19 protein-coding genes are annotated in these 18,799 nt (G+C 73.4%); 9 read left to right on the forward strand and 10 right to left on the reverse strand.

The features are described from left to right. Positions 1-3 precede the first annotated feature (3 nt). The 3 genes from EV374_RS13660 (at position 4) to EV374_RS33390 (ending at position 5,046) form a co-directional block, all read left to right on the forward strand. Positions 4-1,488, forward strand: coding sequence for a dihydrolipoamide acetyltransferase family protein (locus tag EV374_RS13660; RefSeq protein ID WP_132235554.1), 1,485 nt, complete (start codon positions 4-6; stop codon positions 1,486-1,488). A gap of 258 nt (positions 1,489-1,746) precedes the next feature. Then, positions 1,747-1,884 (forward strand): hypothetical protein, encoded by a 138-nt coding sequence (locus tag EV374_RS32525; protein ID WP_165947779.1) that lies wholly within the window; start codon positions 1,747-1,749, stop codon positions 1,882-1,884. Positions 1,885-2,226: 342 nt separating this feature from the next. Then, entirely contained in the window at positions 2,227-5,046 is a 2,820-nt protein-coding gene (locus EV374_RS33390) for an LppU/SCO3897 family protein (protein WP_132235264.1), read from the forward strand. Positions 5,047-5,208: 162 nt separating this feature from the next. Here EV374_RS33390 and EV374_RS13670 read toward each other — a convergent pair whose 3' ends face one another. Next, on the reverse strand, positions 5,209-5,400 hold the full coding sequence (locus EV374_RS13670) for a DUF397 domain-containing protein (RefSeq protein ID WP_132235266.1): 192 nt from the start codon (positions 5,398-5,400) through the stop codon (positions 5,209-5,211). Continuing rightward, positions 5,391-6,158 carry a Scr1 family TA system antitoxin-like transcriptional regulator gene (locus tag EV374_RS13675; protein WP_132235268.1) on the reverse strand — a complete coding sequence of 256 codons (768 nt, stop codon included), beginning with the start codon at positions 6,156-6,158 and terminating at the stop codon, positions 5,391-5,393. The genes EV374_RS13670 and EV374_RS13675 overlap by 10 nt, the downstream gene beginning before the upstream one ends. Positions 6,159-6,531: 373 nt before the next feature. Between EV374_RS13675 and EV374_RS13680 the strand changes: the two genes are divergently transcribed. From EV374_RS13680 to EV374_RS13690, 3 genes are all read left to right on the forward strand, one after another. Beyond that, the gene (locus tag EV374_RS13680) at positions 6,532-6,843 is read left to right on the forward strand and encodes a hypothetical protein (protein WP_486485742.1); all 312 of its coding nucleotides are present in this window, start codon (positions 6,532-6,534) and stop codon (positions 6,841-6,843) included. Further along, positions 6,843-7,088: a flavin reductase gene (locus tag EV374_RS13685; RefSeq protein ID WP_132235270.1), complete on the forward strand. Its 246-nt coding sequence runs from the start codon at positions 6,843-6,845 to the stop codon at positions 7,086-7,088. Before EV374_RS13680 ends, EV374_RS13685 begins: the two co-directional genes overlap by 1 nt. Positions 7,089-7,158: 70 nt before the next feature. After that, positions 7,159-9,000 carry an NHL domain-containing thioredoxin family protein gene (locus EV374_RS13690; protein ID WP_132235272.1) on the forward strand — a complete coding sequence of 614 codons (1,842 nt, stop codon included), beginning with the start codon at positions 7,159-7,161 and terminating at the stop codon, positions 8,998-9,000. A 2-nt stretch (positions 9,001-9,002) separates the two neighbouring features. On the opposite strand, the gene EV374_RS13695 is transcribed toward EV374_RS13690, so the two are convergent. The 3 genes from EV374_RS13695 to EV374_RS13705 are packed head-to-tail and all read right to left on the reverse strand — an operon-like array spanning position 9,003 to position 11,228. Continuing rightward, complete coding sequence (locus EV374_RS13695) at positions 9,003-9,752, reverse strand: 5-oxoprolinase subunit PxpA (protein WP_132235274.1); 750 nt, start codon at positions 9,750-9,752, stop codon at positions 9,003-9,005. After that, positions 9,736-10,593: a 5-oxoprolinase subunit C family protein gene (locus EV374_RS13700; protein WP_132235276.1), complete on the reverse strand. Its 858-nt coding sequence runs from the start codon at positions 10,591-10,593 to the stop codon at positions 9,736-9,738. The genes EV374_RS13695 and EV374_RS13700 overlap by 17 nt, the downstream gene beginning before the upstream one ends. Next, a complete protein-coding gene (locus tag EV374_RS13705) occupies positions 10,590-11,228 on the reverse strand; it encodes a 5-oxoprolinase subunit B family protein (RefSeq protein WP_132235278.1) in 639 nt (212 codons plus the stop codon). The genes EV374_RS13700 and EV374_RS13705 overlap by 4 nt, the downstream gene beginning before the upstream one ends. A gap of 107 nt (positions 11,229-11,335) precedes the next feature. On the opposite strand from EV374_RS13705, the gene trhA reads away from it, so the two are divergent. Further along, positions 11,336-12,013: a PAQR family membrane homeostasis protein TrhA gene (trhA, locus tag EV374_RS13710; RefSeq protein ID WP_132235280.1), complete on the forward strand. Its 678-nt coding sequence runs from the start codon at positions 11,336-11,338 to the stop codon at positions 12,011-12,013. A 67-nt stretch (positions 12,014-12,080) separates the two neighbouring features. On the opposite strand, the gene EV374_RS13715 is transcribed toward trhA, so the two are convergent. After that, a complete protein-coding gene (locus EV374_RS13715; protein ID WP_132235282.1) occupies positions 12,081-12,365 on the reverse strand; it encodes a DUF6458 family protein in 285 nt (94 codons plus the stop codon). A 115-nt stretch (positions 12,366-12,480) separates the two neighbouring features. Between EV374_RS13715 and EV374_RS13720 the strand changes: the two genes are divergently transcribed. Continuing rightward, the gene (locus EV374_RS13720; protein WP_132235284.1) at positions 12,481-13,020 is read left to right on the forward strand and encodes a histidine phosphatase family protein; all 540 of its coding nucleotides are present in this window, start codon (positions 12,481-12,483) and stop codon (positions 13,018-13,020) included. A 127-nt stretch (positions 13,021-13,147) separates the two neighbouring features. Here the strand turns inward: EV374_RS13720 and EV374_RS13725 are convergent, their stop codons facing one another. From EV374_RS13725 to EV374_RS13740, 4 genes are all read right to left on the reverse strand, one after another. Continuing rightward, positions 13,148-13,417, reverse strand: a complete 270-nt coding sequence (locus tag EV374_RS13725) for a DUF6458 family protein (RefSeq protein WP_013730795.1) — start codon at positions 13,415-13,417, stop codon at positions 13,148-13,150. Positions 13,418-14,114: 697 nt separating this feature from the next. Then, positions 14,115-15,971, reverse strand: coding sequence for an acyl-CoA dehydrogenase (locus EV374_RS13730; RefSeq protein WP_132235286.1), 1,857 nt, complete (start codon positions 15,969-15,971; stop codon positions 14,115-14,117). Positions 15,972-16,122: 151 nt separating this feature from the next. Continuing rightward, on the reverse strand, positions 16,123-17,250 hold the full coding sequence (locus EV374_RS13735; protein WP_132235288.1) for a PP2C family protein-serine/threonine phosphatase: 1,128 nt from the start codon (positions 17,248-17,250) through the stop codon (positions 16,123-16,125). Between the two features lie 100 nt (positions 17,251-17,350). Continuing rightward, complete coding sequence (locus tag EV374_RS13740) at positions 17,351-17,992, reverse strand: septal ring lytic transglycosylase RlpA family protein (RefSeq protein WP_207914172.1); 642 nt, start codon at positions 17,990-17,992, stop codon at positions 17,351-17,353. Between the two features lie 230 nt (positions 17,993-18,222). On the opposite strand from EV374_RS13740, the gene EV374_RS13745 reads away from it, so the two are divergent. Then, on the forward strand, positions 18,223-18,774 hold the full coding sequence (locus tag EV374_RS13745; protein ID WP_132235292.1) for a type I phosphoribosyltransferase: 552 nt from the start codon (positions 18,223-18,225) through the stop codon (positions 18,772-18,774). The last annotated feature ends 25 nt before the right edge of the window (positions 18,775-18,799 follow it).

Consider the following 18,799-nt stretch of genomic DNA (forward strand, 5'->3'; position numbering starts at 1 on the left):
GGCATGTCGCGGATCAAGGAGTTCAACCTGCCCGACCTGGGCGAGGGCCTGACCGAGGGCGAGATCCTCGCGTGGCTCGTCAAGGTCGGCGACGTCATCGAGCTGAACCAGCCGATCGTCGAGGTGGAGACGGCCAAGGCGGCCGTCGAGATCCCGGCGAAGTGGGCGGGCCAGGTGCAGGCGATCTTCCACCCGGAGGGGAGCACGGTCGAGGTCGGTACGCCGATCATCGCGATCGACACCGACCCGGGCGCCGGCCCGATCGAGGCGTCGACGACCGGCGCCCCGGACGCCGCCCTGCCCACCCCGTCGGCGGCGTCGCTGGCCGCGGTCGAGGTGGCGCCGGCAGAGGGCGCGGTCGAGCCGGGCCTGATCGGCGGTCCCGCCCCGGGCGGCCGTACCGCCGTGCTGGTCGGCTACGGCCCCCGCACCACGACAGCCAAGCGCCGCCCCCGCAAACCCGACACCCCCGCAACCACCCCCAAGGCCGTCGATCATGCAGTTGTGGTGGGGGACAGAACGCCTCCACTCACCACGATTCCGGCACCACAGGTCCATGATCGACGCAACGGGGGCGGCGGGGGCAACGGGGGCGGGCCCGTGCTGGCCAAGCCGCCCGTGCGGAAGCTCGCCAAGGATCTTGGGGTCGATCTGTCCGCGCTTGCCGGGTCGGGGCCGCTGGGCTCGATCACCCGGGAGGACGTACAGCGGGCGGCGAGCGGGGCCACGGCGGCGGCCGAGCCGCTCGCGGTGTCGGCCCCGGCCACGGCGGTCGCGAGCTTCGGCGCGGACCGCGAGCAGCGCATCCCCGTCAAGGGGGTACGCAAGCTCACCGCCGAGAACATGTCCCGCTCGGCGTTCACCGCGCCGCACGTCACGGAGTTCCTCACCGTCGACGTGACCCGGGCGATGAAGGCCCTGGACCGGCTCCGCAACCGGCGGGAGTGGCGCGACGTGCGGGTCTCGCCGCTGCTGCTGGTGGCCAAGGCGGTGCTGCTGGCCGTCAAGCGCCACCCGATGGTCAACTCGACCTGGGCCGGCGACGAGATCGTCGTCAAGGACTACGTCAACCTGGGCATCGCGGCGGCCACCGAGCGCGGGCTGATCGTGCCGAACATCAAGGACGCCGGCCGGCTCTCGCTGCGCGAGCTGGCGGACGCGATGACCGGCCTGGTGCAGACGGCCAAGGCCGGGAAGACCTCGCCGGCCGACATGTCCGGCGGCACGCTGACGATCACCAACGTCGGCGTGTTCGGGGTGGACACCGGTACGCCGATCCTGCCCCCGGGCGAGTCGGCGATCCTGGCCTTCGGCGCGGTCCGCGAGATGCCCTGGGTCCACAAGGGCAAGGTCCGGCCGCGTCAGGTCACCACGCTGGGCCTCTCCTTCGACCACCGGATCATCGACGGTGAGCTGGGCTCGAAGTTCCTGCGCGACATCGGGGAGTTCCTGGCCGACCCGGAGGCGGCGCTGCTCGCCTGGACCTGACGTCCTGACGCCAGCCGAACGGCCGGTGTGCGACGGGTTGACGCCCGGCACACCGGCCGTGTCCTTTTGTGGCGCGCGCACCGCCTGGCGTCGGCCACCCCTGGAGACAGAGGATTGCGTGGGTCACAGACCCCTCTCACCTTCGATTGTTCGGCCCGTGTCCCAGCTCACCTAATAATCGATGGAAGTTGCGCCCGTCTTGGGGTTCAATGGAAGACATCAAGGGGCTGACAACCGAATAGCCAGGAGGAGAGACCCATGAGCATGATCGAGCGAATCCGCAACCGCCGCGACGCCAACCGCCGCGCCCGTGCCATCGAGCACGCGCTGCGCTCCGCCAACTCGCCCGCGGTCCGCGAAGAGATCCTCGCCATCGCCCAGCGTCACATGAGCTGATGCCCGGAACCTTTCTCACCTCCTCCAGATCGATGACCCGCCCGGTCCGCCCGGGCGGGTCATCGGCGTTTCGCAGCGGTTGACACCGGGATTCCACCTCGCCTCAGCGCCCGGTACGGTGGGCTTCGGTCGTCGCCCGCCGACCCGGAGCAGTCGAGTCGATAGAAGCCACTCGACACCGTCCGGCCACGGGGAGTGACGACCGTGCTCCCCGGTCGCCCTCGGGCGGTCACCGGATACGGTGCGGGGAGCCGGCACGGCCGGTACACCGGCGACGCCGGCCACCCTGCCGAGAAGACCGATCGGCAGTGGCGGCCGACAGGTGATGGAGGAGGCGCACGCATGACGTCCGAGGGCACGCACCACCCCGGCCAGCAGCCGGACGAGGTGTCGCCGGGCGCCGGCGGACCGGCGCCGTACGGCGACCGCCCGGCACAGCAGGACAACGGATACGGCGCCGGCGCCCCCGATCTGGGCTGGGCACCCCCGCCCCCGTCGGAGCGGCCGAACCCGCCCGCCTGGGGCGCGCAGGGTGAGCAGCAGCCGGCCCCCGCGTGGGCCGCCCAGGCGCCGCAGCAGACCGACCCGGCCCAGTCCGGCCAGTGGGGACCGTCCGGCGCGTCGCCGCAGCCGCAGCAGCCGCCGTGGCCGGGCGCGCAGGAGCAGGCCGGCCCGGCCTGGGCTGCCGCCGCCCCGCAGCCGCCGCACGCCGCCCCGGAGCAGCCCGCCTGGGGAGCCGGCGAGCAGGCATCCCCCGCCTGGGCGCAGCCCGAGCCCGCCGCCCGCGGCGCCGCCCGCGTCCCGCAGCCCGCACCCGCGCCCGCACCCACCCCCCAGCCCTGGCCCGCCCAGGACGACCCCAACCGCTCCGGCGGCTGGGCCGGCGACCAGCAGCAGGACGAGCAGGCCCGGCCCGGCGGCTGGGCCGGCGGTGCCGCCCCGGACGACCGGCCCGCACAGGGCGACTGGGCCGCGCAGCAGAACGACGCCGACCGCCCCGGCGACGGCCAGCAGCAGGACGATCCCAACCGCTCCGGCGGCTGGGCCGGCGACCAGCAGCAGGCCGAGCAGCCCGCCTGGGGAGCCGGCGAGCAGGCATCCCCCGCCTGGGCGCAGCCCGAGCCCGCCGCCCGCGGCGCCGCCCGCGTCCCGCAGCCCGCACCCGCACCTGCGCCCACCCCCCAGCCCTGGCCCGCCCAGGACGACCCCTCCCGCTCCGGCGGCTGGAACGCCGAGTCCCCTCAGGACCCCGCCAACGGCTGGAACCCCGGACAGCAGCAGGACGACCCCAACCGCTCCGGCGGCTGGGCCGGCACCGAGCAGCAGCAGGGCGAGCAGCCTCCGGGTGGCGCCTGGGGTGCCTCCCGCGACGACGCCCCCCGGGACGACCAGCCCCAGGGCGGCGACTGGCCGGCCCGGGACGAGCGCTCCGCACGGGGTGCCGCGTCCGTACCCTCGCAGTCCGACGACCGGGACGCGAACGGTTGGGGCGCCCCGCAGCCCACCTCCACCCCGCCCGGTCGCGCCGCCATCCCGGCGCCCGGCGACGGCGGGCCGAAGCCGTGGGCTCCCGCTGCCGAGAACCCGCCGCAGTGGGCCGGCAACGCTGCCGAGCGCCCGGCCGTACCGGATGTCGAGCCGTGGTCGGCGGACGAGGTGTGGGGCCGCGCGGAGGCGGGCGAGCCCGCCGCGGGCCGGGCCGGCAACGGCTGGGAGCCCGAGCGGGCTGAGGAGCCCCCGATCTACCAGCCCGCACCGGGGCCCGGCATCTCGCCGGCCAACGCCGTGCCGCTGCCGCCGCAGGAGCAGCGGGTGCCCGGCGCCAGCCTGGCCTCCGCCCCGCCCGTCGACTACGCGCCGCCGGCCCAGTTCGCCCCCGAGCAGCCCGGCCGGGACGGCGGCCTGCCGGCGTACGAGCAGGAGCAGCCGGGTTGGGCCCAGGCCGGCTCCCGGCACGACGAGCCGCAGTCGCCCGCCGGTCCGGTGGTCCCCGCGCCGCGCACCTCGCCCGAGGTGGGCGGGCGGGCGGCCGTACCCTCGCCGGAGGGTGCCGAACCGGCCGCCGGCAGCGTCTCGGCGAGCGCCTCGGTGCCGCTGGCCAGCCGGGTGCTGCCGCCGACCGACCAGGCCCTGCGACCGGGCGGTGCGCCCGCGCCGCAGCCCCGGGTGTACGGCCGACCGGCCCGCCCTGAGCCGGCGGACGAGCCGGAGCAGGAGGACCCGCGCGGACACCGGCCGGACCATGCGCCGGCGCCCAGCTTCGAGCAGGGACCGGACCCGCGCTTCGGCCAGGGACCGGACCCACGCTTCGACCAGGAGCCGCGCTTCGACCAGGGTCAGGACAACCGGTTCGACCAGGGCACCGAGGGCCGGTTCGACCAGGGCACCGACAACCGGTTCGACCAGGGCCCCGACAACCGGTTCGACCAGGGCCACGAGGGTCGCTTCGACGACCGGGACCGGGCACCGAGCGGAACCGCCGTCTTCGGCGCGGTCGCCCCGATGGCGCCCGCCTCGCCGGCCGCGCCTCCGGCCTTCCCGCCGGGCGTACCGTCCTTCGTCGACCCGCCGGCCAGCGACCGGCCGGTGAACGGGGTCCGGCCGCACGACAGCGCCGACCGGCCCGCCGACCCCTTCGGTACGCCGAACGCCGCCGGCGCGGCACCCGGCTACGGGCCCGCCCCGACCGCCGCGCCCACGTCGGGTGGCGCGTTCCCGTCGGCGTTCCCCCCGCCCCCGCAGCAGCCCGGTCCCTGGGACCAGGGCGGCCCGGAGCAGGAGCAGAACCGCTTCGACTCGTTCAAGCCGATCGCGGAGCCGAAGGCCGAGCCGGCCCCCACGCCCAAGGTCCGCAACGGCCGGGTGCTCGCCGCGGTGCTCGTCGCGGCGGTGCTCATCCTGGCGGTGCCGCTGGGGCTGCTCATGCTGCTCGGCAAGGTCGGCGGCGACGACCCGGCCCCGGCGTTCGACCCGGCGGTCGGCAGCTGCGTCAAGAAGTCGGGCGAGACGGCGGCGGAGGCGGAGTGCGGCGAGGCGGGCGCCTTCACCGTGGTCTCCAAGGTGGACGCGAAGGACAAGTGCGCCGACCCGGCCCAGCCGCACGTGGTGCTCAAGGGCGGCGGGACAAACCGCGTTCTCTGCCTCAAGCCGGCGGGCCAGTAGCGGACGAAGACGACGGCGGGGCCACGGGAGACCGTGGCCCCGCCGTCGCCTCTCCGGCCGGCAGCGCCGTGGAGCGGATGCGGAAAAACGGCAGTGACCGTGGTACGGCAACGGAAAGCGCCCGCCCCGGGAATCAGGGACGGGCGCTTTCGGGAGTCTGGTTCAGGGCCGTTCGGCGACCTGGACGACGAAGGCCCGCCATGCGGCCGGGGCGAAGAGAAGAGCGGGGCCGGTCGGGTCCTTCGAGTCGCGGACACCTACGACACCGGGAAGGTTGTCGGCGACCTCGACGCAGTCGCCGCCGTTGCCGCCGCTCTTCGTGCTCTTGCGCCACTGCGCGCCGGTCAGGTCCATGATGCTGCCACTTCCCTCAGAAGTTCCAAGGATCGCCCTCGGGGAAGAGCCTCACCCCGTATGCGTTCCCACCGGTGCTCCAGCGTAGCAATGTCGGATGTTTGGTCGACTATTTGCGCGCGCGCCTGGCTATCGACGTGCGCCACGCGCGTCCCGTCGGGAAGCTCGGCGAGTGTGAACGGTCCGTCGAGGCCTGGATAAGTCGATGTCTCACGTGGCACGACGTGGAGTTGAACGCTCGGCATCTCGGCGCAGCTCACCAGATGGGCTAGCTGCTCGGCCATGAGTCTCCGGTCTCCTGCTGCGGGACGACGGATGATTCCCTCGTCCAGCACCGCGACGAACAGAGGTCCGCGATCGCGAGTCAGGATCGCCTGACGGGCAACGCGTGCCGAGACCAACTCGCCTACCTCGTCCGGCGCTAGCGGCTGGCCTGTGAACGTGGCCCGCGCATAAGCCCTGGTCTGAAGGAGGCCCGGCACCCAGGCGAGTTGGAACGCCCTTAGGGCTACCGCCTCACGCTCGATGTCGACCCACGGTCGGAACCACACAGGTTCGCGCCGGTTGAGCAAGTCCGGCCAAAGTTCCAACACGTTCTTGCCCAAGATCTTCGCGACTTCGGCACGGTGCCGACTCTGCGGAATACGTCCCGGGTTTGCCCACCGAGCGACGGTCTTCGGATGAATCCCGAGGCGACCTCCCAGACTTTCGGCCGTCTCGCACGCCTCGGCAAGCGCCGCCACAAACGCATGGTTCATGCCGCGTCCCTTCTGGAGCGATCAGAACGTTCCCGAGAAATCATCTAACGCTGTGTGATTGTCCGGCAACCCTCGGCAGGGTGCTTCGTAGACGGCGCGAGCCGGTGGAGGCGATGGAAGCCCGCCGGTCGCGCTGACGGGCCGCTCTGGGCGAGCAACAGGGGCGGCCCTCCCACCAACCCGCCGGACAAGGGAGAGCGATGCCCGAGGAGAGGCCGAAGCCGACACCCGCGCCGAAGAGCAATCCGCCGCCGGCCCGCCCGATCCTCCCGGGGCCGATCGGTCCCTTCATCCCGCCGTACCGGGGCCCAGGCCGCGTGAGCAACGTCGTTCCGGCGTCGCGCTGGTCGGTCCGGCGGAACGGGAGCCGCTGGTGACCGCCCGGACGCCGCCACCCGTACGGATGCTGCGGGCCGGCGAGGTCCTCGACCTGACCCGGGCGGCGTCGCCGCAGTTCGTAACCCCGATGCGTGTCCGCGTCATCCGCGAACTCGTCGACCGCTTCCCGCCGTACGGCTGGCTCTGGTTCGAGGGTTACCAGCTCGACGCCAAGGGCCGCGCGGTGGCGAAGCGCGAGCTGTTCGTACTGCGCGAGGGCCTTGAGTGGGTCGTCACCGCGCCGCCCCCGGCGCGGCCCGCCCCCGCACGGCGGCCGCCGGCCCGACCCCGCACGGCGGTGGGCTGATGGTGCACGTCCGCGCCCACGTTCCCAGCCGGCCCACCTGGCGCTGTGGCGCCTGCGGGGTGGCGTGGCCCTGCTCGACGGCGAAGCTCCTTCTACTCGCGAGGTACCGCGAGGACCGCGACGCGCTGATGGTCCACCTCGCCGAGCTGTGCGACGAGGCCGCCGAGGAACTCGCCGGGCTGGACCACGGCAGCCCGCCGGCGGACCTGACGGTGCGCTTCACCGGCTGGGCCCGCGCCCGCTAGCCCGGCTCGCCGCTGTCGTCCGGGTCACGGGTCCGACTTGATGCGAGCCCGACGTGGCAGGCTGGCGGGCATGGGAACGACACCGCGCGTACGTGCCCCCGAACTGCGGGGCCGGCAGTGGCTCAACACGGGTGGGCGAGAGCTGAAGCTGTCCGATCTGCGGGGCAAGATCGTAATCGCCGACTTCTGGACCTTCTGCTGCATCAACTGCCTGCACGTGCTCGACGAGCTGCGCCCGCTGGAGGAGAAGTACGGCGACGTGCTCGTCGTGATCGGCGTGCACTCGCCGAAGTTCGAGCACGAGAAGGACCCGGACGCGCTGGCCGCCGCCGTCGAGCGGTACGGCGTCCACCACCCCGTGCTCGACGACCCCGAGCTGGACATGTGGCAGCAGTACGCGGCCCGCGCCTGGCCCACCCTGTCGGTGATCGACCCCGAGGGCTACGTGGTGGCGACGATGGCCGGCGAGGGTCACGCCGAGGGGCTCGCCCGCCTCGTCGACGACCTGATCGCCACCCACGAGGCGAAGGGCACCCTGCACCGGGGCGACGGCCCGTACGTCCCGCCCGCCGAGCCGCAGACCACGCTGCGCTTCCCGGGCAAGGCGGTGCTGCTGGAGAGCGGCAATCTGCTCGTGTCCGACTCGGCCCGGCACTCGCTGGCCGAGCTGGCCCCCGACGGCGAGACGCTGCTGCGGCGGATCGGCACGGGCAGCCGGGGCCGGGCCGACGGTCCCGCCGGGGCGGCCACCTTCTCCGAGCCGCAAGGGCTGTGCCTGCTGCCGGCGCACACCGCCGAGGTGGCGGGCTACGACCTCGTCGTCGCCGACACCGTCAACCACCTGCTGCGCGGCGTACGGCTGGCCGACGGCGAGGTGGTGACGGTCGCCGGCACCGGCCGGCAGTGGCGTTCCACGGTCGACGACCACTCGCACGACGCGCTCTCGGTCGACCTCTCCTCCCCCTGGGACCTGGCCTGGTACGACGACAGGGTCGTCATCGCGATGGCCGGCATCCACCAGCTCTGGTGGTTCGACCCGGTGAAGCGCACCGCCGGCATGTACGCGGGCACCACCGTCGAGGCCCTGCGCGACGGCCTGCTGGCCGAGGCGTGGATGGCGCAGCCGTCGGGCCTCTCCGTCTCCGCCGACGGCGCCCGGCTCTGGATCGCCGACAGCGAGACCAGCGCGATCCGGTACGTCGAGAACGACGTCATGGGCACCGCCGTCGGGCAGGGGCTCTTCGACTTCGGGCACGTCGACGGGCCGGCGGCGGAGGCGCTGCTCCAGCACCCGCTGGGGGTGTGCGCGCTGCCGGACGGCTCGGTGCTGGTGGCCGACACGTACAACGGGGCGGTCCGCCGCTTCGACCCGGAGAGCGACCGGGTCTCGACGGTCGCCGAGGGGCTCGCCGAGCCGAGCGACCTGGTGCTCACCCCGGCCGGCGAGGTGCTCGTGGTGGAGTCCGCCGCGCACCGGCTGACCCGGCTGGCGCCCGGCGCGCTCTCGGCGGCCGGCGCGAGCACCGTCGACGGTCCCCGGCACCGCACCGAACGCAAGCCCACCGACGTGGCGGCCGGCGAGGTGACCCTGGACGTGATCTTCACGCCCGCGCCGGGGCAGAAGCTCGACGAGACGTACGGCCCGTCGACGCGACTGGTGGTGTCGGCGTCGCCGCCGGAGCTGCTGCTGGAGGGGGCGGGGACCGGCACCGAGCTGTCCCGCCGGCTGGTGGTCGACGGCACGGTGGCCGGGGGTGTGCTCCAGGTGACCGCGCAGGCGGCGACCTGCGACGCGGACGTCGAGCACGCGGCCTGCCACCTGACCCGGCAGGACTGGGGCGTACCGGTCCGGGTGGTCGAGGGTGCCGCCGCCCGGCTCCCGCTGGTACTCAGGGGCCTGGACGACGCCTGACGTCACGCGAACGGAGTGAGCGCGACCCCCGCGTCGATCAGGGCGGCGCGCACCAGTTCGGCGCAGCGGACCGCGCCGGGGGTGTCGCCGTGCAGGCAGATCGACTCGACCGGGCACGGGACGACGCTGCCGTCGACCGCGACCACGGTCCGCTCGGTGGCCATCCGCACGGCCCGGGCGGCCACCTCCTCCGGGTCCGTGACCAGCGCCCCGGGTGCGGTGCGCGGCACCAGCGAGCCGTTGGGCAGGTAGCCCCGGTCGGCAAAGCCCTCGGCGACCACCCGCAGCCCGGCGCCGGCGGCGAGCTGGGCGAGGACCGAGCCGGGCAGGCAGAGCAGCGGCAGCTGGTCGTCGTAGTCGCCGACCGCCGCGACCAGCGCCGCCGCCTGGGTCTCGTCGCAGGCGGCGGCGTGGTAGAGCGCCCCGTGCGGCTTCAGGTAGCGGACCCGGGTGCGGAACAGCCGGCAGAACGCGTCCAGGGCCCCGAGCTGGTAGGTGACCTCGTCGCGCAGCTCCGCGAAGGCGTACGCGATGTGCCGCCGGCCGAAGCCGGCGAGGTCCCGGTAACCGACCTGCGCGCCGACGGCCACCCCGCGCTCGGCGGCGCCCTCGCAGACCCGGCGCATGGTGGACGCGTCGCCGGCGTGGAAGCCGCAGGCGACGTTGGCGGAGGTGACGAGGTCCAGCAGCGCGGCGTCGTCGCCGAGTCGCCAGATGCCGAATCCCTCGCCGAGGTCAGCGTTGAGGTCCATGGAACCTGACCGTAGTCCCTGGCCGGGCCTGCGCGAGCGGGGTCACGTCGTCCACCACCCCGACGACGGGGTACCCGCCGGTGGTCGGATGGTCGGCCAGGAAGATCAACGGTTGGCCGTCCGCCGGCACCTGCACCGCCCCGAGCACGATGCCCTCGCTGGGCAGTTCCCCGGCCACCCCGCGGGGTAGCGCCGCGCCGGTGAGTCGCGCGCCGACCCGGTTGCTGACCGGGCTCACCGTGTACGCGCTGCCGAACAGCCGGTCCAGCGCGGTGGCGGTGAACCAGTCGTCGCGCGGGCCGAGGCGCAGGGTCAGCCGCAGCTCGGTCGGGGTGGGCGCCGCGACGGTGACGTCCACCGGGGCGGGCGGTCCGGCCGGTGCGCCCAGGGGCAGCCGGTCGCCGTCGCGCAGCGGCGGCGGGCCGAGCCCGGAGAGGGTGTCGGTGGCCCGGCTGCCGAGCACCGGCTCGACGGCGAACCCGCCGCCGACCGCGAGCCAGTTGCGCAGGCCGTCGCGGGGCGGGCCGATCCGCAGCACGGCGCCCGCCGGCACCGACAGCGGCCGACCCACGTCACCGGGACGGTCGCCGACCCGCACGGCGGCACCGGCACCGGTCACCGCGACTGCCGTCGCGCGGAGGAACCGCAGCTCGCAGCCGGTCATCGTGATCTCCAGGCCGGCGGCGGACTCCGGGTTGCCGACGAGCCGGTTGGCCAGCCGCAATGCCGCCGGATCGAGCGCGCCCGACCGGGGTACGCCGAGGTGCGCCCAGCCGGCCCGGCCCAGGTCCTGGACGGTGGTCAGCGCCCCGGCGCGGAGCACCTCGACCACCGGGGTCACGCGGCCACCAGGCGTACCCGGGTGCCCGGGGTGAGCCGGGCGGGCGGGTCGGCGTGCACGTCGAAGAGGCCCACCGCGGTACGCCCGACCAGCAGCCAGCCGCCGGGCGAGGCCGCCGGATAGATCCCCGCGTACGGGCCGGCCAGAGCGACCGAGCCGGCCGGCACCCGGGAGCGCGGGGTGGGCAGCCGGGGCACCGCCAGTTCGGCGGGCAGCCCGGTGAGGTAGGCGAACCCGGGGGCGAAGCCGCAGAAGGCCACCCGGAACGGGGTACGCCGCAACCGGTCCACCACCGCCGGCACGTCCACGCCCCAGTGCTCGGCGACGAGAGGCAGGTCCTCCCCGTCGTACGTCACCGAAACCTCGACCAGTTCGGCGGCGGCTGCGGAAGCCTCCCCGGCGGCGGCGGTGGTCGGTGCGGCTGGTCGGGGCGGCCAGGCGGCGATCTGCTCGGCCGCCGTGTCCGGGTCCGGCACGCCGTCGAGCAGGACGGTGGTGGCCGCCGGCACGATCTCGACGGCGGTCAGCTCACCGCGTTCGCGCCGCCGCCACAGCTCGGCCCGCCAGGCCTCCACCTGGTCGGCGTCGGCACAGTCGATCAGCAGGGCGTGGGCGCCGACGGGTCGGATCCGCATGCCGCCATACTCCCCGACCGGCGCACGGCACCAGGGGCGGTCGGCCGCCGTCCCACGTGACCGGAAGCACTACTTGAAAGTAACCTACGGTGCCGTAACCTAATAGCGTGACCACCCCCGCCCCGCTTCGACTGAAGCCGGTCGACATCGGTAAGCCCCGGATGCGCGGCTGGCTGCACACGTACGCGTTCTTCGTCGCAGGACTCTGCGGCATCGTGCTCAGCGCGGTCGCCGCCACCCGACCCGGCTGGGCCCCGCTGGTCAGTTGCCTCATCTACAGCCTCACGGTGTGCGGGCTCTTCGGCACGAGCGCGCTCTACCACCGGCGGGTGTGGTCCGAGCGCGGCTACCAGATCATGCGCCGGATGGACCATTCGATGATCTTCGTGTTCATCGCCGGCACCTACACGCCGTTCTGCGTACTGCTGCTGGAACCCCGGCCGGCCACGATCATGCTGGCGCTGGTCTGGGGCGGCGCGCTCGCCGGCGTGGCGCTCAAGCTGGTCTGGCCGCACGCCCCGCGCTGGGTCTCCGCGCCGCTCTACCTGGCGCTCGGCTGGGTCTCGGTCGCGATGCTGCCCGACATCCTGCACCGGGGTGGCGTCACCGCCCTGGTGCTGCTCATCGTGGGCGGCGCGATCTACAGCGTCGGCGCGGTCTTCTACGCGCTCCGCCGGCCCAACCCCTGGCCCACCGTCTTCGGCCACCACGAGTTCTTCCACGCCTGCACGCTCGTGGCCGCGCTCTGCCACCACATCGCCATCTACTTCGCCCTCTTCGCCTGACGGACACGCGTCCGGGGGCCCCGCCGCGTGGCGGAGCCCCCGGAGAAGAAGGTGTCCCGTCCTGACGTCAGACGGTGCGGCGCGGCTGACGCACCTCGCGGTACTCCTCCACGACGCGGTCGTCCCGCACCGGCACGACCTGCTCGGCGACCACGCGCTCACCGCGCACCGGGGCGACCACGGCCCGACGACGCGAGTTCCAGAAGTGGAGGGTGAGCAGCAGACCGGCCACGCCGGCGAGCATCAGCACCCAGCCCACCACGGCCAGGTTGAGCCAGCCCAGATCCGCCTCCACGGCGAACGCGAAGATCGCACCCAACGCGATCAGGAAGATACTGCCACCAAAGCCCATCTCGTCGCCTCCTCGGCTGTCCCCTGGCGTTTCCTTCCGCCGCGGCCATCGGTGAGGTTGCGGCATCCATCGACTTACCCAGGCGCTCTGATCGCCAATCGGGCAAGCTGAGGACATGACCGACGCTTCCGCCCGGAAACGCACGCTGGTGCTGCTCCGGCACGCCAAGGCCGAGCCGCCCGGGGAGGTGGTGCCGGACGTGCAGCGTCCCCTGGCCGTACGGGGTCAGGCCGACGCGGCTGCGGCCGGCGCCTGGCTGGCCAAGCACGACCTGCTGCCGGACGTGGTCATCTGCTCGGCCGCCCGGCGCACCCGGGAGACGTGGCACGGCGTGGCGATGGGCATGACCGGTTCCCCACCGGAGGGCGGCTCGGCCGGCCCCGCTCCCGTCGTGCGCTACGAGGCCGACGCGTACGAGGCGCACCCGGAGGACCTGTTGACGCTGGTCCGGAACGTGGACCCGACCGCCCGTACGGTGCTGCTGATCGCGCACAACCCGGGCATCTCGCTCCTCTCGGCGCTGCTCGACCCGGAGCGGGCGGACCAGGACGGGTTACGCACCAGCGACGTGGTGGTGCACCGGCCCGACGTCGACTGGCCGGAACTGGGCCCGGGCAGGGCACCGATCACCGACCGCCACACCGCACGCGGCTGAGCCACCCGCCGGTACGTGGCGGGTGGCTCAGGACGGTGGTGGTGACTCAGGCCAGTGGCGCCGTCGCTGGCTCGGTGGCGGTGGCACCGTCGATGTTCAGGCCGGTGGCGCCGAGGGGCGCGGTGGCTCAGGACGGTGGCGCCGTCGGCGGCGGCGGATCGGGCGGCGGTGGCATCATCGCGGTCGGGTGCGAGAGCCGGTTCTCCTCGACGATGAGGGTCCGCGCCCGCTTGCGCCGGTCCTGCCAGAACCAGAGCGTGGTGAGCAGGACGCCTAGCCCGGCCAGGATGAACACCCAGCCGACCGCGCGCAGGTCGACCCACCAGACGTTGGCTCTGATGGCGAAGGTCAGGATCGCGCCGATGGCGATCAGGAAGATTCCGCTACCAATGCCCATGTGCGCTGCACTCCCCCGTGCGGTGGCTCTGGGCGTTCTCTGACGTGGCCTCGCGACGGTTACCCGCCACACCGCCCGGCTACCCGGATGGCGTCCCCGAATAGCCGGCGGAACCCATCGGCGGGTCAGCCACAGCTCTTCCGAACCGACCCGGTTGCGCGCCACGACTACACAAGGTGACCGCAACCCCAAAATCCTCGCCGTTACCTACCGCAACTACGGCTACCGACAAGCGCCACCCCGCAAAACGGGCATCATGCCTAATTGTTGGCCATTAGGTGCGACCGGACATCCCCACTGGCACCCCCTTCGCAGGCGCTTTGCTCTGCATCCATAGACGCAACAGGCACCCAGAGTTGCTGGTGCCTCCGTGGATGCAGAGCAAAGGGCGGCGAGGGGCAAGTCGGAGAGGCGGCCGGTTGATAACGCTGCGTGATCGACTTGACCCTGACGTGCCCTCGTGGCGCAGGGTGCGGGCCGCCCACGAAGGCAGCGGAGCCAGGCTTGCGACGGTCGGAGGCAGCGGAAGCACGCTCGCGCGGAGGCTCCGACGACACCTTCGGCGGTGCCCGGGGCGGTTTCGGGGCCGGCGGGTGGACGGCGACGGCCGGCGAGCTGCTGCCCGCCGGCCGTCGTGCCGATCATCTCCGGGTCGTTCCCGGCCCCGCCGCCGCGCCGCAAGGCGCTACGGCGTACCTCAGAAGGCCTCCTCCGGGAGGTCCATAACGTCCAGGTCGGTGCTCTCGACGATCCGCCGGTCGGCGCCGATGCGGGGCAGCACCTCGCGGGCGAAGAACCGGGCGGCGGCCACCTTGCCGGTGTAGAACGCCTTGTTGGCGGCGGAGACGTCGCCGGCCAGGGCCTTCAGGGCCACGTCGGCCTGCTTCTGGAGCAGCCAACCGACGACCAGGTCGCCGATGGCCAGCAGGAAGCGGCGGCTGCTCAGGCCGACCTTGTAGAGCGCCCGGGTGTCGCCGCCCTGCGCCTCGCCCAGCCAGCCGGTCATGACGCCCAGCATGTTCTGGATCTCGGCGAGCGCCTTGCCCAGCGCCAGCCGCTCCTCCTTGAGCTGACCGTTGCCGGCCTCGGTGGCGATGAACTCCTGGATCTCGCCGGCGACCGCCATCAGGGCCTTGCCGTTGTCCCGGACGATCTTCCGGAAGATGAGGTCGAGGCTCTGGATCGCCGTCGTGCCCTCGTAGAGGGTGTCGATCTTCGCGTCCCGGACGTACTGCTCCAGGGGGTAGTCCTGGAGGAAGCCGGAGCCACCGAAGGTCTGCAGCGACTCGTGCCCGAGCAGCTCGTACGCCCGCTCCGAGCCGACGCCCTTGACCAGCGGGAGGAGCAGGTCGTTGACCCGCTTGGCAAGCTTGGTCGCCTTCTCGTCGCCCGCCGCCTCGGCGATGGCGACCTTGTCCTGCCAGGTGGCGGTGTAGCAGACCAGGGCGCGCAGGCCCTCGGCGTACGCCTTCTGCAGCAGCAGCGAGCGGCGGACGTCCGGGTGGTGGGTGATCGTGACGCGCGGCGCGGTCTTGTCCGCCATCTGGGTCAGGTCGGCGCCCTGCACCCGGCTCTTGGCGTACTCCAGGGCGTTCAGGTAGCCGGTCGAGAGGGTGGCGATGGCCTTGGTGCCGACCATCATCCGGGCGTTCTCGATGATCATGAACATCTGCCGGATGCCCTCGTGCTTCTCGCCCAGCAGCCAGCCCTTGGCCGGTACGCCGTGCTCGCCGAAGGTCACCTCGCAGGTGTTGGAGACCTTCAGGCCCATCTTGTGCTCGACGTTGGTGGCGAAGACGCCGTTGCGCTCGCCCAGCTCGCCGGTGTTCTCGTCGAAGTGGTACTTCGGCACCACGAAGAGGGAGAGGCCCTTGGTGCCCGGGCCACCGACGCCCTCGACGCCGACCGGGCGGGCCAGCACGTAGTGGATGATGTTGTCGCTCAGGTCGTGCTCGGCGGACGTGATGAAGCGCTTCACGCCCTCGATGTGCCAGGAGCCGTCGGGCTGCTGAATGGCGCGGGCGCGGCCGGCGCCCACGTCCGAGCCGGCGTCCGGCTCGGTGAGCACCATCGTGGAGCCCCACTGCTTGTCGGCGAAGAGCTTCGCCCACCGCTTCTGCTGCTCGGTGCCCTCGACGTGCAGCACGTGCGCGAAGGACGGGCCGGAGGAGTACATCCACACGGCGGCGTTGGCGCCGAGGATCAGCTCGGCGAGGGACCACACGAGCGCCCGGGGCGCGTTGCTGCCGTCCAGCTCCGTCGGGAGCTCCAGCCGCCAGAACTCGGAGTTCATGAACGCCCGGTACGACTTCTTGAACGACTCCGGCAGCGGCGCGGTGTGCGTGGCCGGGTCGAAGACCGGCGGGTTGCGGTCGCTGTCCGTGTAGCTGGCGGCCAGATCCTCACGGGCGAGGCGGTCGACCTCGGCGAGGATGTCGCGTGCGGTGTCGACGTCCAGGTCCGTGTACGGCTCCTGGCTGAACGCCTGGTCCGCCCCGAAGACCTCGAAGAGGTTGAACTCGAGGTCCCGAAGGTTGCTCTTGTAGTGGGTCATGCTCGCTGGCCCCGCTTCCGGACAGGTGTTACCGATCAGTAACTCCAGACTGTATTACCGATGGGTAGGCAGCGACAAGCCGATCACCGAAGTGACGGCGATTACACACTTGTCGTTCGGGTTGCGGAGGCGGGCGCCGAGCGGGCCCGGCTCAGCTCTCGGCCGCGCCGACTTCCCAGCTGGGGACGGCCACCGTGGCGGCGCCGCGCGAGCCCGTGTACTCCATCAGGACCAGAGCGATGTCGTCGTCGAGCCGGCCGTGCACCCACTCGACCAGGGCGGTCTCCAGCGAGGCGAGCCCGTCGCCGACGGTGCCGTGTCCGAGCAGCCGCCAGGCCCGGTCGGCGGTCGGGAAGAACTCCCCGTCCCGGCGGGCCTCGCCGAGCCCGTCGGTGAAGAGCAGCAGCCGGTCGCCAGGCTCCAGCCGCTCGACCCGGGGGCGCACCACCGGCATGAAGCCCAGCGGCGGGGCGGGGGCCGGCGGTTCGAGCGGGATGACGGCGCCCCGGCGCAGCAGCAGCGGCGGCGGGTGGCCGCAGTTGACGATGGTGAGCGTCCCGCCCCGCTCCTCGACCAGCGCGGCGGTGACGAAGTCCTCGTCGCCCACGCTCCGGGCCACCGCCCGGTCCAGGTCGGTCACGACGGCCCGTAGGTCGGCCCGCTCGTACGCCACGTGCCGGTACGAACCCAGCACGATGCTGGCGAGCCGGACCGCGTCGAGGCCCTTGCCCCGCACGTCGCCGATGATCATCCGCACCCCGTACGGCGTGTCGACCGCCTCGTACAGGTCGCCGCCGATCTCGGCGGTGGCGGTGGACGAGATGTATCTGGCGGCCACCGAGAGCGTGCCGACCTGCGGCCCGAGCGGGCGCAGCACTGCCTGCTGGGCGACCGAGGCCAGCCGGGACAGCTCGGCGATCCGTTCGGCCTGCCGCTGCCGTACGGCCGCCGTGGCGACCGCGATGGCGGTGCCCAGCGCGATGCCCGCGACGGCGACCGTGGTGGGCAGCGCCACGGTCTCCTCCCAGAGCGCGAAGCCGGCCCCGAGGGCGGTGGCGGCCAGGCCCACGCCGAGCACGATCCGCCACGACGCCAGCGCGGCGGTCAGGAACGGCGCGGCCACCATGAGCGCGATGTAGTTCGCCGGACGGCCGTCGGCCAGTTCCACGGCCGAGACGATCGCGAGCAGGACGAAGGCCGCGCCGAGGCCGGCGCGGGATCCGGGGCTCAGTGGGCCGGGGCCCGACTGGAAGGGTCGCGTGCGTACGAGGGACAGCATGCCTGATGGACGTGAGCGGGTGAATGAACCTGGCCCGTCGTCCGAGGATGTTCTGCCCACCCGGACCGTGTCGCCGGACCGATCGCCACCCGGCCGGCGCTCAGCCGAGCACCTCGTAGCGGACCTCCACGTGGCCGGCGTCGAGCGAGGCGATCTGGGCGAACGCGGCCCGGGACAGGTCGAGGCAACGCCCCTCGATGAACGGGCCACGGTCGTTGACGCGCACCGTCACGGACTTGCCGTTCGCCGGGTTGGTGACCCGGACCTTCGTGTTGAACGGCAGGGTCTTGTGGGCGGCGGTCAGCGCGGACGGATCGAAGTTCTCGCCGTTGGCGGTGAGCTGCCCCTCGGAGTAGAACGACGCGCCGCACGAGCCGGTGTCGACGACCGGGCGGGCGGTGCTGCTCTTCTTCGTCGCGGTGGGCTTCGGCGCGGCGGTGCGTGGCTTGCTCCGGGAGGGGGCCTGGGCGGACCGGCTGGCCTTGGGGGCGGCCGTCGCGCTCGGCGACGCGCTGGCGCTCGGCGAGGCGGCCGGCGGGGCGGCCGGGGAGCTGGGGGCCGCGCTGGTCGGCAGGCCGGTGGGCGCGAGGTCGACCGCGGTCGGCCGGGCGGGCTCAGCGTCCGAGGTCAGCTGGACGGCGCCGACGGTGCCGCCGACGGCGAGGGCGACCCCGACCGCTGCGGTGGCCGCGATGCCGGCCGGCGAGGAGAACATGCGGGTACGGGAGTGCCTGCCAGCCACCGGCCCGGTCCTTTCGTCATCTGAACAAAGCGGGTCGGACCGTAACGAGAGAAGCACATCCGAAGTCAACGTGATCATGGTGGTATGACCGCAATTGCAGTGATACGTGTACCCGATCATCCGATCCGAGGTGGGCCGGGCGGCCCGGGTGCGGGGCGGACCGCCCGGCCCGGTCCCGTCGGGGTCACCCACTCGGCGGCCAACCAGACCGCGTGGCGCAGGATGGGTCCATGCCCTCCGAGCTGAGCGGACGCCTCGCCGCGCTGGTCAGGTGGATCGATCCCGGCCCCGGCGCCACGCACCTGGTCAGCGACGTCTCCGGCTGGTGGCGGGACCCGGAGGTCCTCGCCCGGCTGGGGCCGGCCCTCGTGGAGCCGTTCCGGGCCGCCCGGCCGACGGTGGTCGTCTCGCCGGCGGTCACCGGATACCTGCTCGGTCCGCTCGCCGCGACGGCGCTCGGCGTCGGCTTCGTGCCGGCGCACAAGCCGGGCGACGGCCGGCTGCCCGCCGGGGCGCTCACCTGGGCGCAGAGCCCACCGGACTTCCGGGGCCGACGGGTCGACCTGGCCGTGCGGGACCACGGCCTGCAAGGGGGTGACCGGGTGCTGGTGGTGGACGACTGGGTGGCCACCGGGGCACAGGTCCGCGCGCTCTACGAGATCTGCGCCGCGCGGGGCGCGGAACCGGTCGGCACCGCCGCGGTCGTGCTGGACTGCCCTCCGGCGATCGCCACCGAGCTGCGCGTACGGGGGCTCGTGGACGGGGCGGATCTCACGGCTTGACCTGAACCTCGGTTCTTGCTCGCCG

It is taken from the genome of Micromonospora sp. CNZ303 (assembly GCF_004345505.1).

Coding starts and splice junctions, on each gene's coding strand:
- EV374_RS13660 (WP_132235554.1), top strand. CDS start 4: ATGTCGCGGATCAAGGAGTTCAACCTGCCCGACCTGGGCGAGGGCCTG.
- EV374_RS32525 (WP_165947779.1), top strand. CDS start 1,747: ATGAGCATGATCGAGCGAATCCGCAACCGCCGCGACGCCAACCGCCGC.
- EV374_RS33390 (WP_132235264.1), top strand. CDS start 2,227: ATGACGTCCGAGGGCACGCACCACCCCGGCCAGCAGCCGGACGAGGTG.
- EV374_RS13670 (WP_132235266.1), bottom strand. CDS start 5,400: ATGGACCTGACCGGCGCGCAGTGGCGCAAGAGCACGAAGAGCGGCGGC.
- EV374_RS13675 (WP_132235268.1), bottom strand. CDS start 6,158: ATGAACCATGCGTTTGTGGCGGCGCTTGCCGAGGCGTGCGAGACGGCC.
- EV374_RS13685 (WP_132235270.1), top strand. CDS start 6,843: ATGGTGCACGTCCGCGCCCACGTTCCCAGCCGGCCCACCTGGCGCTGT.
- EV374_RS13690 (WP_132235272.1), top strand. CDS start 7,159: ATGGGAACGACACCGCGCGTACGTGCCCCCGAACTGCGGGGCCGGCAG.
- EV374_RS13695 (WP_132235274.1), bottom strand. CDS start 9,752: ATGGACCTCAACGCTGACCTCGGCGAGGGATTCGGCATCTGGCGACTC.
- EV374_RS13705 (WP_132235278.1), bottom strand. CDS start 11,228: ATGCGGATCCGACCCGTCGGCGCCCACGCCCTGCTGATCGACTGTGCC.
- EV374_RS13715 (WP_132235282.1), bottom strand. CDS start 12,365: ATGGGCTTTGGTGGCAGTATCTTCCTGATCGCGTTGGGTGCGATCTTC.
- EV374_RS13720 (WP_132235284.1), top strand. CDS start 12,481: ATGACCGACGCTTCCGCCCGGAAACGCACGCTGGTGCTGCTCCGGCAC.
- EV374_RS13725 (WP_013730795.1), bottom strand. CDS start 13,417: ATGGGCATTGGTAGCGGAATCTTCCTGATCGCCATCGGCGCGATCCTG.
- EV374_RS13730 (WP_132235286.1), bottom strand. CDS start 15,971: ATGACCCACTACAAGAGCAACCTTCGGGACCTCGAGTTCAACCTCTTC.
- EV374_RS13735 (WP_132235288.1), bottom strand. CDS start 17,250: ATGCTGTCCCTCGTACGCACGCGACCCTTCCAGTCGGGCCCCGGCCCA.
- EV374_RS13745 (WP_132235292.1), top strand. CDS start 18,223: ATGCCCTCCGAGCTGAGCGGACGCCTCGCCGCGCTGGTCAGGTGGATC.